Annotated in this window: 8 protein-coding genes; 3 read left to right on the top strand and 5 right to left on the bottom strand. The window is 45.5% G+C overall.

The window, feature by feature from the left end:
- Both OQY15_RS01355 and OQY15_RS01350 read right to left on the bottom strand, forming a co-directional pair.
- Complete coding sequence (locus OQY15_RS01355; protein WP_265786808.1) at positions 1-1,503, bottom strand: glycosyl hydrolase family 28 protein; 1,503 nt, start codon at positions 1,501-1,503, stop codon at positions 1-3.
- A 221-nt stretch (positions 1,504-1,724) separates the two neighbouring features.
- Entirely contained in the window at positions 1,725-2,528 is an 804-nt protein-coding gene (locus tag OQY15_RS01350; RefSeq protein WP_265786806.1) for a GDSL-type esterase/lipase family protein, read from the bottom strand.
- Between the two features lie 309 nt (positions 2,529-2,837).
- Between OQY15_RS01350 and OQY15_RS01345 the strand changes: the two genes are divergently transcribed.
- Both OQY15_RS01345 and OQY15_RS01340 read left to right on the top strand, forming a co-directional pair.
- Positions 2,838-3,821, top strand: coding sequence for a family 43 glycosylhydrolase (locus OQY15_RS01345; RefSeq protein WP_265786804.1), 984 nt, complete (start codon positions 2,838-2,840; stop codon positions 3,819-3,821).
- Positions 3,822-3,975: 154 nt separating this feature from the next.
- Positions 3,976-6,351, top strand: coding sequence for an ABC transporter permease (locus OQY15_RS01340; RefSeq protein ID WP_265786802.1), 2,376 nt, complete (start codon positions 3,976-3,978; stop codon positions 6,349-6,351).
- Positions 6,352-6,411: 60 nt separating this feature from the next.
- Here OQY15_RS01340 and OQY15_RS01335 read toward each other — a convergent pair whose 3' ends face one another.
- The 3 genes from OQY15_RS01335 to OQY15_RS01325 all read right to left on the bottom strand — a co-directional run bounded on the left by OQY15_RS01335 (position 6,412) and on the right by OQY15_RS01325 (position 11,057).
- Complete coding sequence (locus OQY15_RS01335) at positions 6,412-7,008, bottom strand: DUF4142 domain-containing protein (protein ID WP_265786800.1); 597 nt, start codon at positions 7,006-7,008, stop codon at positions 6,412-6,414.
- Positions 7,009-7,113: 105 nt separating this feature from the next.
- Positions 7,114-7,917, bottom strand: coding sequence for a response regulator (locus OQY15_RS01330; protein WP_265786798.1), 804 nt, complete (start codon positions 7,915-7,917; stop codon positions 7,114-7,116).
- Complete coding sequence (locus OQY15_RS01325; protein ID WP_265786791.1) at positions 7,902-11,057, bottom strand: sensor histidine kinase; 3,156 nt, start codon at positions 11,055-11,057, stop codon at positions 7,902-7,904. The genes OQY15_RS01330 and OQY15_RS01325 overlap by 16 nt, the downstream gene beginning before the upstream one ends.
- A gap of 130 nt (positions 11,058-11,187) precedes the next feature.
- Here OQY15_RS01325 and OQY15_RS01320 point away from each other — a divergent pair, with 130 nt between their 5' ends.
- Complete coding sequence (locus tag OQY15_RS01320) at positions 11,188-14,391, top strand: TonB-dependent receptor (RefSeq protein ID WP_265786789.1); 3,204 nt, start codon at positions 11,188-11,190, stop codon at positions 14,389-14,391.
- Positions 14,392-14,399: the final 8 nt, after the last annotated feature.

Here is a 14,399-nt window from a genome sequence, read left to right as displayed (position 1 = left end):
TCATTTGATAACAACTGCTTTAGCATTGATTTGCCTGATCATACCTGCATCGCCGCCAGAAAGATTAAATACTGCATCTTTCGAATCCTTAATCATAATGGCAGCTTTAGGGCTCATGCCTTCAATCTTTAAACCATTCATTTGAAGCGCTTCAATGTCATCAAATACAAAAGCAGGACGGGGATCTGCCGCTTTTAATGTAAAATGTACACGGTCGAACGTAATACCTTTCACGTGCCTCACATAAAACCCCGTTGCAGGAAGCGTTCTCTTGAACATCCTCGTCCCGGGATACTGATCAGCGTTTTCTGGTACAGTCAACACTGTATCTTTCGCAACCCCTCCGCCATTATGCTCAATGAAGATATCGCGGAAGCTAATATTACTGATATAATTCTCCGGGAAACCTGTGATCGTAGCCGGGGAACGACCTCCATTTTTGATACTGATCTGAGAAAAGCGGATCCCGTCGATACTTCCTATTTTACCTTCAGGCGTGATGCTTGTCCTTCGCAAACGGTTACCGAGTTTGATAAATATCGGGTTCTCCAGGCTATCAATACTGATATTCGAGATATTGATATTTCTGATAACTGCACCGTCAGAACTGGCGATATCAATTCCTGTAAGACCTGATTTTTGTTTGAAAGGGTGTTTCATGTTGGTCGCGAGAGATTGACGGATTACTGAATTTGAAAACTGAATGTCTTCAAAACCGGTTGTGCTTCCCGTACCAAACTTGAAGGCACTCGCATGTGTCGCGAGAATGCAGTTGGTAATAACGGCATTGCGCACCCCATGGTCACCCTCAGACTTGAAACAAAGCGCATCGTCATCTGCATCAATGATACAATCTGATATGATCACATTCTGGCAGTCGTCTATATCAAGTCCGTCGTTATTGATATTGGCATGATTAAAAACTTTGATACCTGTAATTCTCAAAAAATTGCAGTTCAGATATCGTTGCATCCACATTGCGCTGTTTTGCATATAAATTCCGGATATCGTTACGTTAGTACAGCCATCAATCAGCAAGCCGTAAGGCCTCATGGTATTCGGATTGCTTTTAGTGTCAAAGATGGGGTCCTCGCCGTTCCCGTCGATCGTTCCCTCGCCTGTAATGCTGATATTCCGGGCTTGCGATGCGTAGATCAGCGCATGGCCCGACTGACCAGAGGTGGTGTGCAGGGGATGGAGGATAGGGAAGGATGGATAGGCTTCTTTACTGGCAATACCTTTTAAAATAGCATTTTTATTGAGCTGTAATGTGACATTGCTTTTCAAATGAATAGAGCCGGTAATAAATGTTCCCGCAGGCACGACCACCGTTCCGCCTTTGATCGCTGCTTTGTCGATCGTTTTCTGTATAAATACTGCGTTGTTGAGTTTAGGATCTTCTTTAGCGCCGAAATCTGTTATCAGGTACGACTGTGCGTACAAGCTGCTTCCGCAAAGCGAAATGATCAGTAGAAAAAGACTTGGTAATAAGTGTTTTGTCATTGCCATAAATTGTTGATTCAGGTTATATTTGGTTGTTTTTATCATTTGATAGTTAGCTGCGTTGGGCGAGATCAGTAAATGCAGGTTACGTAATTGCCGTAACATTTTTGGTTGTGGTTATATCTGGTTATTGTTATCATTTAATAGCTGTCTGCAAAGAGCGTGATCAGTAAAAGCAGGTAATGTTATTGTCGTAAATTGCTGGATCAGGTTATATCTATTTATGGTTTTAAATATCTTTTGAGCTCAAGGTCTGATAAGTTTTTGATAGACCTCGCTACTGATACTGCATTCAATTCTGCGCCAGCCTTCGTCGTATGAATACCATCAGCCACAAAATATTCTGCAGCAGCCTTATCCTTTCCCAATTCATCATACTCATCCGCTACCAGCTTATTCAAATCAATAAAAGCTGCGCCATTCTTTGCAGCTGCTTCTTTCGCCCATTTGCCATAATCAAGGTCATTTCTGACGACACGACCTGCCAGCCATTTGTTCTTCGGAATCGGCGAACAAATAATAGCAAATGCATTTTTCGCGTGTATCTGATCAATAAATTTCCTGAGATACCCACCATAGCTATAGACAACTTCCCGCTGTTTGCTAAAACTATTAGTCACTATCAAAGAATCATTTCCTGCTCCTTTCAGTGATCCCCGCATCCTTGAAGTATCAATGACAGGACTCTCATCATTGTGACCAAACTGCAGCATTACATAATCCCCGGCTCTGATCTTTTTCAATGTCTCGCTCCAAAGCTTATCCTTTAATATCTTTTTGTCGTGAACAATCCCGGAATAATAAGTCCTGCTGCTGGTTCCGCTGACAGCCAGGTTACTGATCACTATCGCCGTATTATCAAACTTGCTCAGCAGCAGTTTACCCCAGCCCTGAATGGGATTACCATCAGACGCTGAAGCTACAGTAGAGTCTCCCAGGATATACAATACAGGTTTTTCCTGCAGGTTGCCTGCAAAAATGATAATGGAAATGATAAACGTAAACAGCACCGACCGTAGACTCATGTAAAAGGTATTTGATCATAGAAACAGAATTGATCAGATTTTCTCTACAGAAGACAGAGAATATTATCAAATAGGAGCAGCGTGCCGCATTGGAGCATAAGCACTCGGCGACATCCCAAATTGTTTCTGAAAAGCCCTTCCCAAAACCGCACTCGAAGTAAAGCCAACCTGCGCTGGATCTGAGATACTTTAAAAGCCCCGGTTTAGCACCCAGCTGCGCCAGTAACTACTGATATTGAACTGTGCTGAAGAGCCTAACTGCAACATTACCTTGCTCTTGTCAGAAATATTTAGGAAATTGAGAATCCTATGAAAAACATCCCTTCCTTAATTTTCCTGATTCTCTTAACCCTGACGACCCGCGCGCAGCAAAAACCAAAAATGTACTTTACAGACACAGCTTCCAGCGGAATCCAGGTGGCAAAAGATCCTGTTGTAGTCAACTTTAAAGGCCGCTACCTCATGTACTTCTCCAAGCGTGTCTTCGCTGATGCAAATGATGGGATGCAGGGCTGGAATATCGGCATTGCCGAAAGCAAAGACCTTTACAACTGGAAAAAGATCGCCGAAATTAACCCACAAGCCTCATATGAACAAAAAGGCCTTTGTGCGCCGGGGGCACTGGTAAAAGATGGAAAAGTTCATCTGTTTTATCAGACCTACGGCAATGGACCCAAAGATGCGATCTGCCATGCCTGGTCGGACGATGGAATCACATTTGAACGTGACAACTCCAATCCGATTTTCTCACCAACAGGTAAATGGACCAACGGAAGGGCCATAGATGCCGAAGTATACAAGTATAACAATAACTATTTCCTGTATTTTGCTACCCGCGACCCGGAAGGCCTGATACAGAAACAAGGCGTAGCCCTTTCATCAGCTGCCAGTGATTTCAGTAAAACAAGCTGGAAACAGGCCACAGACAATTCGATACTATATCCTCAGCTCGCCTGGGAAGGAAAATGTATCGAGGGTGCCAGTATCATCAAACGCAATAACAAATTGTATATGTTTTATGCCGGAAGTTATAACAATGATCCTCAGCAGATAGGCGTAGCAGAAAGCACTGACGGCATCAAATGGAAAAGAGTTTCCGACAAACCTTTCTTAAAAAGCGGCGCTGCCGGCAGCTGGAATGAAAGCGAATCCGGGCATCCCTGTATCTTTGAAGACAACGACGGGCAGACTTATCTTTTTTATCAGGGAAACAACGACCATGGTAAATCCTGGTACTTGTCGAACCGCAAGATCGGCTGGAACAAAAAAGGACCATACCTTATGGGAGAGTAAGCGTTCATTACCGTACAAGAAATGTCCGATACCGAACATGAGCAGCTGCAAAACCTTGTATAACTAATGCCTAAAGCGTACTTTGTTCTCTGGCATAGCCTTGGTACCTGCAAACACACTTTGCAGTCCGGCAGAGATTACTCTAATACAAGTTATGTTTAAACTGAATTTGTACATCGCGCTGCGAAACCTTTGGAAAAATAAAGTCATTACATCTATCAATGTAGGAGGCCTGGCCATCGCCTTGGCTTCCTTCATTCTGATTATGCTGTATTTCAACTTCGAAACCAGTTTTGATAAAGAAAACCCAAATTACGATAACATCTATCAGGTAGGCAGAATCTATCCTGATTTTAAAACCAATTACACCTCTCCGCCAATGGCGAAGGCGATGATGCAGAATCTGCCGGAAGTGGAGCTCGCAGGGATCATGAAGGAAAGTGCTTTTGAGTTGGCCCTCAAAAATGGCAACCGCAGTATCATTTCCAAAAGCTTTATACAGGTAGATTATAACGCCGCGAAGATTCTTGATATCCATCCTGATAACGGCTTACAAAAACCTGCCGGAGAAAACGACCGTCTCAATTACCTGAGTACGGAGAATATGAAAACATTATTTCCTGATAAAAATGATAATAAACCCGAGCTTGCCGGTGTAGGCAGCAGCACTTCCGGAATTACCTCCACCATCAATGGAACGATCAGCATCAACAGGCACTCCAACATCACCTTCGATGCCATATCAGTTGGTGCTGAACTGGGACAGGGAGAAAGCTACGGACATAACAATTACTTCACTTATATCCAGGTTAAACCCGGAACTGATATCACCCCTCTGGAGCAAAAGATTACAGATTTATACAGGAGAGAACTCGTAAAAGGAGAGACCGACAGGAAAACCATTGATGAAATCAAACAGGTATCAACTTACCTTGATCCGCTGAGTAACCTTCACCTGAGGCCCAAAGCAGGAAATGATACTCCTTATAAAATATTGATTGCCCTGTCCGGTCTGGCTGTCCTCATTCTCGTGATTGCCTGTATCAACTTTACCAACCTCAGTATTGCGCAGGCCAGCAGGCGCGCGAAGGAGGTGGGTGTAAAAAAAGTAATGGGCGCACAAAGGTCTCAGCTTACTGCCCAGTTTCTGCTGGAAATTTTTGCGCAGTGCCTCCTGGCAACACTTTTGGCGCTGGTTATTGCAGAACTGTGTCTGCCAGCGTTCAACAATCTGTTTGGGATTAACCTGACGATCTGGAGCCTGCAGAATGATCTGATATGGCAAGTCCCGCTGGTATTAGTCGTCATTACCCTCATTGCCGGTGTGTATCCTGCATTGGTACTTTCCGGGTTCAAACCTGCCCTGGTGCTCAAGGGCAACTTTTATACGAGTGCACAAAGCTACTGGTTGCGGAATACCCTGCTGGTGGCGCAGTTCAGCTTTGCAGTGATCTTCATCACAGGATTATTGATCATCAACAGCCAGTTAAAATACATGCGTACGGAGGATTTGGGCTTTAATGCAAATCAGGTAGTTTATATCAAAAACCTCATGATCTTTACTGACCCTGCGAAATTTCAGCCGGTAAGGGAGAAGATACTGAAGATTCCCGGAGTGAGTCATGTAACGGTTGCCACCAACATACCCGATGGTTCAGACAGTGGCTCAAACACCTACAGTTTCAATGGCAAGGAGGCTAATATCGACTTTATTGATACCGATTTTGATTACTTTGAGACATTGGATATCAAATTGAAGGAGGGGCGATTTTTCTCTTCGGCATTCAAAACTGATACTGCGGAAGCAGCGGTAATCAATGAAGCTGCCGTTGCCAGATTCAACATCCCTGATCCTGTTGGAAAAACCATCAGGGGCTGTGATAAGGATTACCGCATTGTAGGGGTGGTAAAAGATTTCAAATCCCAGGGTTTCGAAAATGCCGTTCAGCCCACGATCTATGCGATGAAGAACCCCTGCGGAAATCTGAAAACCCAGCTGATGCTAAAAATTGATCAGCGCAAAATGGCAGCAGTACTGGCGAGCCTGCAGGAAAAATGGCCGGAGATCAATCCTAAAGACGGGGAGGATTTCCGTTACGAGTTTCTGGATCAGCTTTACGGACGGTTGTTTAAAAAGCAGGAACAACTGCAATCCGTGTTCTTTGCTGCGGCCATACTGGCGATATTTATTGCTACGGTAGGTTTGTTTGCCTTCGCGAAGTACATCACCAACGGAAGGCTGAAGGAAATCGCAGTGCGGAAAATACTGGGTGCAACAGATATACAGATCTTCAAACTCATCAATCATTCTTTTCTGATCATGGTGCTGGTCGCCAATCTCATATCCTGGCCAATTGCTTACATCCTCACCAGCAAATGGCTGGAGACTTTTGTCTACCGCATTGATTTACCAGTTCTGCCTTTTGTATTGAGCAGTGCAATCACCATAGTCCTGACCGTGCTGACGGTGAGTTTGCAGGCAAGGAAAGCCGTAAAGGCCAGTCCGGTGGATGCGCTAAAGTATGAGTAGCCCCAAAAAAAAAAACGCCCCCTGCATATCACAGAGGGCGCATCATCTAACCAAAGTATATTATTTGATATCTTTTTTGATTGCTTTCGCAGAATCCAAATGCATTTTTAACACTGGAAGAGTCTTCGCTGCATAAGCTTTGAAAGACTCATCGGTAGAATTCCTAGCTGCTTTTTCAAACTCTTTGATATCCGCCTGATGATCATCCACCATCATACCGATATAATGTTTATCAAATTCGGCACCGCCCAGTTTTTTCATCTCATCAATATGTTGCTGGATATCTTGCGGTAATTTTGCCGGAATCATAATGTTTTTTGTAGTCGCCAAAGCCTTCAGCTCATCATTCGCTTTGGTATGATCCTTAACTAGCATTGCACCAAACTGCTTGATACGTGGATTTTGTCCTTTTTGCTGCGCCATATAACCCAGCTCAACTTCCATCGTACCACCAGCAGCCGCTTTGAGGGCAAAAGCCGTAACGTTATTACCTGCAGTATCTGCCGGGTTGCTCAGTGAAGTATCAGACATGGTTGTCGGCATACTGTCCGTCGCTGTAGTATTGGTATCAGTTTCAGCAGATTTATTTTCACTGCTGCAAGAATACAATGCGAGGATAAGTGCCGCTCCGGCAAGAGTTAGATTGATCTTGTTCATCTTTTTAAATTTTGTTGTTCATAGGTTACCAGGGGTTTGTCGCCCTTAGCTTTGTGTTGTAACAAGCTATAACATAATTTGTTTCGATTTACAAGGACTAAGCCCTTACAGCCGCTTCAGGTAATCCGTTGGAGACATCCCGAACTGCTTCACAAAATTCCTTCCGAACTGCGTTTGTGAACGGTATCCTACCATCTCTGCAACCTCATAGATCTTCAGCAAACCTTCGTTCAGCAATTCCGCCCCGCGTTTGAGTCGCGCGATATTAATCAGCTCATGGGGACTCATATCGGATATCGATTTGATCTTGCGGTACAAAGTCGGCCTGCTCATGTTCAGCTGCTCTGCCAGGGTATCCACATCCAGGTCCGGGTTATCAAGATTTAAATGAATCGTATCCTGCAGTTTGCCGAGGAAAAGCTCATCCGCTTTGGTATATCCGATACTTTTGATATGTATCAAAGGAGAGTCTGCAAAGTATGCTTTGATCTTATTTCTGTTTTTAATCAGCGAAGCGATCTGCACCTGCAGAAATTCCGGTGAAAAAGGTTTCTCCACATAGACATCGGCACCCAGTTCCAGCCCCCTGATCTTGGATTGCAGCGTATCCTTTGCGGTGAGCAGCACCACCGGGATGTGACTAAATTCAATACCCGATTTGATACGTTCACACAACTCGTAGCCATCCATACCCGGCATCATCAGGTCGCTCACCACCAGCTGTACGATCTCACGGCTCAGGATTTCCAGTGCTTCCGTACCATTCCTGGCTGTCAGCACCACATACTTTTCCTGCAGGTCGTCCGCAATGAAGTCAAGAATTTCCTCACTATCATCCACCAATAACACCACCGGGCGCTGCTCTTCGAGCTGACTTTCTGTTATGGCTACATCTATATTTTTCTCCATTTTCCGTCGAGATTAAATTCTACCTGCTGATGCACCGGAAGCGTCAGCGTAAATATGTTCAGGGTACTATCCTCATGATCCAGTCGCAATTGACCGTTATGCAACTCTGCCAGCGAGCGCGAGATGGAAAGACCTATTCCTGTTCCTGGTTTCATGTCCGTTTCCTTCATTCTGTAAAAGGGTTCAAAAATTTTATCTGCCAGTTCGGGTACAATATGTTTACCATCACTGATCACCTGTACGCGAAACATATCTTCATCGGAAGCTGCCGAAAGCACCACATTGAGAACCTTTCTTCCGTATTTTAAGCCATTGTCGATCAGGTTGCTGAGGATTTTATGTAAAGCCTCTCTGTCGATATAAGCATATAGCGGTTCTGCTGGTACAGTAAGCCCAATTGTGATTTCCTTCCGCTCTGCAGCTTCCTGAAAATCAAGGATAATTTCCGAGACCATCTCAGAAATATTCGCCCGTACAAAGCTGAGGGAGAAGCCACTCGTTTCCGTTTTCCTGAAGTCCAGCAGCTGGTTGGTCAGGTTAAACAGGCGGTCGGTACTCCGCTCCATGAGCTTCAGGTTTTTCTCAATTGCCGGGATAGACTCCGACTGTTTCACCAGTTTTTCCATTGGCCCTTTGATCAGCGTCAGGGGAGTCCTGATCTCATGGGCTACATTTGTGAAGAACTCAATTTTTGCATGATAGATTTCCTTCTCCTTTTCATTTTCGAAGACCTCCATCCGTCGCTGGTTCTTCTTCTCAATCTTTCTGTGGTAACGTTTCAAAAGATAATATCCGGCACAGCCGATCAACGTCGCATATAAAAGGCAGGCCAGCGGACTTTGCCAATAGGGAGGCAGCACCCGGATCAGGATCTTCACATTTTTGCTGCTCCAGTTATCACTGCCATTGATCAGTGCCTTGGCCTGAAAGATATAATCTCCTGCCGCCAGTTTAGTAAAGTATACTTTTCTGTTTCGCTTGAGGTATTCCCAGTCCTTATACAAACCTTTCATTTTATAAGCATATTCTGTCATTTCCGGTGAGAAATAACTGATCGCCGCGAAGTCGATACTAAAGGACGACTGACTATTGTCCAAAATGATCGTATCTGTAAAAAGGGTAGAGCGCGTCAGGAGCGAAAGGTTCTCCTTTTGGTGGTGCTGGTTATTGTCGATCTGGAATGCCGTCATATATACCGGCGCAGCATTGGCCATCGTATATAACTGTGCCGGCTGAAAGCTGATGAGCCCTTTGACACTGCCGAAATACATCCTGCCGTCGCTGTCTTTAAAAGAAGAATGATAGTTAAACTGATCAGTGAGGAGTCCGTTGGCCCGGGAATAAGTCTTGATGGCCTCAGTCTGCGGGTTGAAACGTATCAGTCCGCGGCTGCTGCTGATCCATAGCTGCTGATGGGCGTCTTCTTCGATCCTGAAGAGGATATTGCTGGGCAACCCGTTTTTGCTGGTATAATGCCGCAGTCGCTTCTGCTTCGCCTCGTATTTGCAGAGACCACCACCATCGGTCGTCATCCATATGTTGTGTCGACTATCTTCAAATATCGAAGTAATGGTGTTGTGGTTGATCCCGTCATTGCTCCTGAAGTTCTTCATTCCCGGTCTGTCCAGCCGGAAAGTATAGACCCCCTCGTTGATGGTACCTGCCCAGATCAGGCCCTTGCTATCCTCCATTATACAGTTATAAAACATGAAAGGCATGCCCGGAACAGGCTCGAAATCGTCTTTGTCGCGGTTATAAACAAATATCCCCCGCACGGTAGCCAGCAGGATATCGCCCGACCTGGTTTTGCGGAAGCAGATTGTAAAGTTGGAGCGCAGCGCATTGCCATCGCCACCGGTATAGTGTTTAATGATCTTGCCGCTCCGGATGTCCATGATATCTATGCCATGTTCAAATGTGGCAATCCAGAGTTTGTTGCCATCCACCAGTAAGCCGTGGATATTGGAATAGGCGATACTTTGAGGACCTCCGTCGGGTCTGTAATGGCGGAACAAACCCGTTTCAGGATCAAACTTATTGAGACCTGCATCTTCGGTTCCGATCCAGATATTGCCATCGTTGTCCTTGCAGATCTCGCGGACATCGCTGCCACTGATGGAATTTGTACCTGTCTGCGGTACATATTTGCTGAAAATGGCATTATGGGCAGAGTAATAATTGATCCCGCCAAAAAACGTTCCGGCCCACATGCCACCTTCTTTGTCGCGCGTAACAGAGTACACCGCATTGTCTGAGAGGGAGTAAACATTGCCGCCTTCTTTTTCCAGATGACTCACCTTACCGGTTGAATCGTTATAGATATAAATGCCCGATTCGGTTCCAATCCAGAAGTCACTGCTGCCGGCACGTTCGATATCGCGAACAAAAATCGGAGTTTTATCCTTGTTTAAGCTGACCAGGTTGCGCAGCACACGTGTCTCGGGGTTATACAATTTGATGCCCTCATTGGTGGTGCCAATGAGCAGTTCTCCGTTTCCGGTCTCCGCAATTTTTGAAATACAGCGATCGTTGTTGCTGCCGCGGCGGATGATAGTGTGCGACTCAAAGCGCTCTGTGGCGGGATTGTACTTTTCTATCGTTCCCTCCAGCGTGGTTAGCCAGACAGAGCCGTCTTTGAGACTGCTGACACTCCTGATACTGAAATTCAGTTTGTTCTGATACGAATAAAACCTTTTAGCTTTTTGATCAAAGCGATACAGCGTGAAGCTTGAAATCATCCAGATGTTGCCTTGCTGATCACTGCAGAAATCATCAATGCCGATGTGAGCGGTAGGTGGCAGGAGCAGAAAGTCTTCATGAACGGGGTCGTAGCGGTAAAGACCGGTGCCGGTGCCTACCCAGAGCTGCTGCTGCTGGTCGTTCAGCAACTTATGGATCTGGTCGCTCCGCAAGCTTTTCGGGTTTGCGGGATCATGGCGGTAGGTTTTGAAGGAATAGCCATCAAAGCGGTTGAGGCCATCCTTGGTGCCAAACCACATAAAACCCCGGCTATCCTGGATGCTGGCGTACACAGTATTATGTGACAGCCCATTCTCCACCTGATAGTGTTTAAAGTAATATGGCTGTGCGAAAGCAACTTTTGCCACGAACAGGAAAATCAGGAATGTCAGGTTCTTCAATTTGGTTAGTTGCTTTAACCAAATATACAATTTTCTATCAAATCGAGACAAACCGGCGAAATATTGATACGATATGTAAATATGAGCGAGGTCGAAATCCTTCATATTTGAATAATCCAAATATAAATATATGAAAAGACGTTTACCCGCCAGCAACAGGGGTAGAGGCTTCATCCGGCAATCGCTGAAAGTCTTTATGTCCTGTCTCTTCATGCTCCTGTTATCAATAGATAACCATGCACAGGAGAAGAATACGATTACCGGTACAGTGTCTGACGAAAAAGGAGGTCCTCTTCCTGGCGTCAGCGTAAAGGTTAAAAACAGCGCCGCAGGTGCTACCACCGATGCCAGTGGTAAGTTTAGCCTCAATGTGCCTTCAAAAAATGTGATCCTCCAGTTTATCTACGTAGGTTTCATCGGTCAGGATGTGGCCCTGAATGGCCGCAGTAGTGTCTCCGTACAGCTGAAGGAAGGAAATGAGAACCTGCAGGAAGTAGTTGTAACAGGCTACGGATCGCAGAAAAAGGAATCTATCACGGGTTCCATTGCTTCAGTGACCAGTAAAGATATTGGTCGCGTGCATGGTGGTGCTACAGTAAGTACCGCACTCGCGGGAAAAATCCCGGGCGTAACCTTCAAGATGGCGGATGGTCGTCCCGGAGCAACGGCAAACATCCAGATCCGTAATATGGGAAGTCCGTTGTACGTGATTGATGGTATCCAGCAGGATGCCGGGCAGTTTAACAACCTTTCATCAAATGATATCGAAAGTATCAGTGTGCTGAAAGATGCCTCTGCCGCAATCTATGGTGTACGTGCTGCGAATGGTGTTGTGGTAGTGACAACCAAAAAAGGTAACAAGGGGGAGAGTGTGATCAATGTAGATGCGTACCTGGGTTATCAAAACTGGACGCGCTTTCCGAAAGTGCTCAATAATTCCTATGATTATATGTTGTACAAAGCCGATGCTGAAATCAATGGCAATGGTAGCACGAGTATTACCGCTGCAGAGCTGGAAAAGTACAAAGCAGGTACTGAGCGTGGTTATCAGAGTTTCGACTGGCGCGAGTATGTGCTGAAAGCAAATAATAACGCACCACAGAATAACGTGAATGTGAACTTTACGGGTGGTAGTGATAAAATGACGTATTATGTTTCTGCGACTAATCTGTATCAAAACTCAGTACTGGGTAAGGAATATGAATTTAAGAGAAGTAATATCCAGTCGAACATCAATGCGCAGGTAGCGAACGGACTTAAAGTAGGTCTGAACATCAACGGACGTATCGAGAGTCGCGAAAACCCAGGTGTTCCCGGAACGGATGATTATTTCCTCGCGCGTTATGCGGTATTGAGGAACACGCCGCTGGAAAGACCTTATGCAAATGATAATCCGCAGTACCTGAATGATATCGGCCACAGTGAGTCGAACTATGCCTTTCTGAACAAAAGATTATCAGGAGTTTACCGTAGCGACTGGCGTGTGATACAAACTAATTTCAACGCGGAGTACCAGATTCCTGGTGTAAAAGGGCTGACGGCACGCGCGGTATATTCATATTATTATGCCGACTATGTTTTGAATAACAACGAGTATACTTATAATACTTTCACTTATCGACCGGCTTCTGATACTTATGATATCACAGGTGGTAGTAATAACCCTTACCGTGAGCGTGAACAGCGCAAGGAGTTTAGCACAACACAACAGGCGCAGCTGAATTATAACAATACTTTTGGCAAACATAACCTGGCAGCAACCCTGGTTGCAGAGCGCATAGAGCTGATCCACCAGCGCAACTATGTACATGGATCGCCAATCTCGAACAACCTGCCGCTGATCTATTTCCCTACGCTTGATACATATAATGATACTGATGATACAGAACGCCGTATCGGTTATATAGGAAGGATTAATTATAACTTTAATAGCAAATATTATCTGGAAGTTTCTGCCAGAAGGGATGCCTCTTATCTTTTCGATCCGGCAAACCGTGTGGGATACTTTCCCAGTGTATCCGCCGGATGGCGTATCACAGAAGAGGGATGGATGAAAAACCTGCTTGGCGATTCCAAGATCCTGGATGAATTTAAGCTGAGGGCATCCTACGGTGTACTCGGGGATGACAGGAGGATCGATGATGCTACACAGCCGATTGTTCCGGCCTATGCTTACCTGCCGGGATATAACTATAACCAGGGAACGGCAATTCTGGACGGAAATCCGGTGATTGTTTCCCGCGATAAAGGGATCCCGATCAACAGGATCTCCTGGCTGAAGAGTAAAACTTTTGACGTAGGGGCAGACTTCAGTCTCTTCAATGGTAAACTTTCAGGTACCGCAGATTACTTCTACAGAAAACGTACGGGGCTGCTGGGCATCAGATCGGATATCATCGTGCCTATAGAGATTGGGTATAAACTGCCGGAGGAGAATGTGAACTCGGATGCGCAGTACGGACAGGAGATCGCGTTGAACTACAACAGTAAGATCGGCCAGGTGGGTTTCAGTGTGGGAGGTAATATCTCATATACACGTTCTAAAAACCTGGATTCGTACAACCCGCTGTTCTTTAACTCCTGGGACCAGTACCGTTTTTCTACGGTAAACAGGTTCTCGCGGATCGACTGGGGTTATGAGGTGATAGGGCAATTTACTTCGCAGGAGCAAATCAACAACTACACGATTAATAATGATGGCAAGGGTAACCGATCGCAGATTCCGGGCGACCTGATGTACAAGGATCAGAATGGTGACGGCAAGATCGATCAGTATGACGAGCGACCAGTGGGTTTTGGTATGGGGGCACAGCCGAATATCAACTTCGGGTTTAACATTGCGCTGAACTACAAGGCTTTCGACTTCCATGCGGATTTCTCGGGTGGTGCTGGATATACGTATAACCAGAACTGGGAGGGCAGATGGGCTTTCCAGAATGGAGGAAACCTGAATGAGATTTTCCTGGACAGGTGGCACCGTGCAGATCCGCTGGATATCAACAGTGCCTGGATTCCTGGAAAATACCCTGCAAACAGGTTTAATCCGGGAACGGGACACAGCAATTACTCGCTGAACGGTCAGGGTAACTCTGATTACTGGCTGCACAATGTGAAGTACCTGCGTGCAAGGACGATCGAACTGGGCTACTCACTGCCGGAATCGTTGCTGAGCAAGGTGAAGGTTCGTAAGCTGCGTGTATTTGCAAATGCGTACAACTTGTTCTCAATTGATAACATGAATCAGTATAACCTGGATCCTGAGGTCAATGATGATAACGGACTGCAGTTCCCGCAGAGTAAAATCGTGAATTTCGGTCTCAACCTAACTTTTTAACATGAATC

It is taken from the genome of Pedobacter sp. MC2016-15 (genome assembly GCF_026239695.1).
Taxonomy (GTDB): domain Bacteria; phylum Bacteroidota; class Bacteroidia; order Sphingobacteriales; family Sphingobacteriaceae; genus Pedobacter.
This window is presented reverse-complemented; position numbering and strand designations above follow the sequence as displayed.

Coding starts and splice junctions, on each gene's coding strand:
- OQY15_RS01355 (WP_265786808.1), bottom strand. CDS start 1,503: ATGACAAAACACTTATTACCAAGTCTTTTTCTACTGATCATTTCGCTT.
- OQY15_RS01350 (WP_265786806.1), bottom strand. CDS start 2,528: ATGAGTCTACGGTCGGTGCTGTTTACGTTTATCATTTCCATTATCATT.
- OQY15_RS01345 (WP_265786804.1), top strand. CDS start 2,838: ATGAAAAACATCCCTTCCTTAATTTTCCTGATTCTCTTAACCCTGACG.
- OQY15_RS01340 (WP_265786802.1), top strand. CDS start 3,976: ATGTTTAAACTGAATTTGTACATCGCGCTGCGAAACCTTTGGAAAAAT.
- OQY15_RS01335 (WP_265786800.1), bottom strand. CDS start 7,008: ATGAACAAGATCAATCTAACTCTTGCCGGAGCGGCACTTATCCTCGCA.
- OQY15_RS01330 (WP_265786798.1), bottom strand. CDS start 7,917: ATGGAGAAAAATATAGATGTAGCCATAACAGAAAGTCAGCTCGAAGAG.
- OQY15_RS01320 (WP_265786789.1), top strand. CDS start 11,188: ATGAAAAGACGTTTACCCGCCAGCAACAGGGGTAGAGGCTTCATCCGG.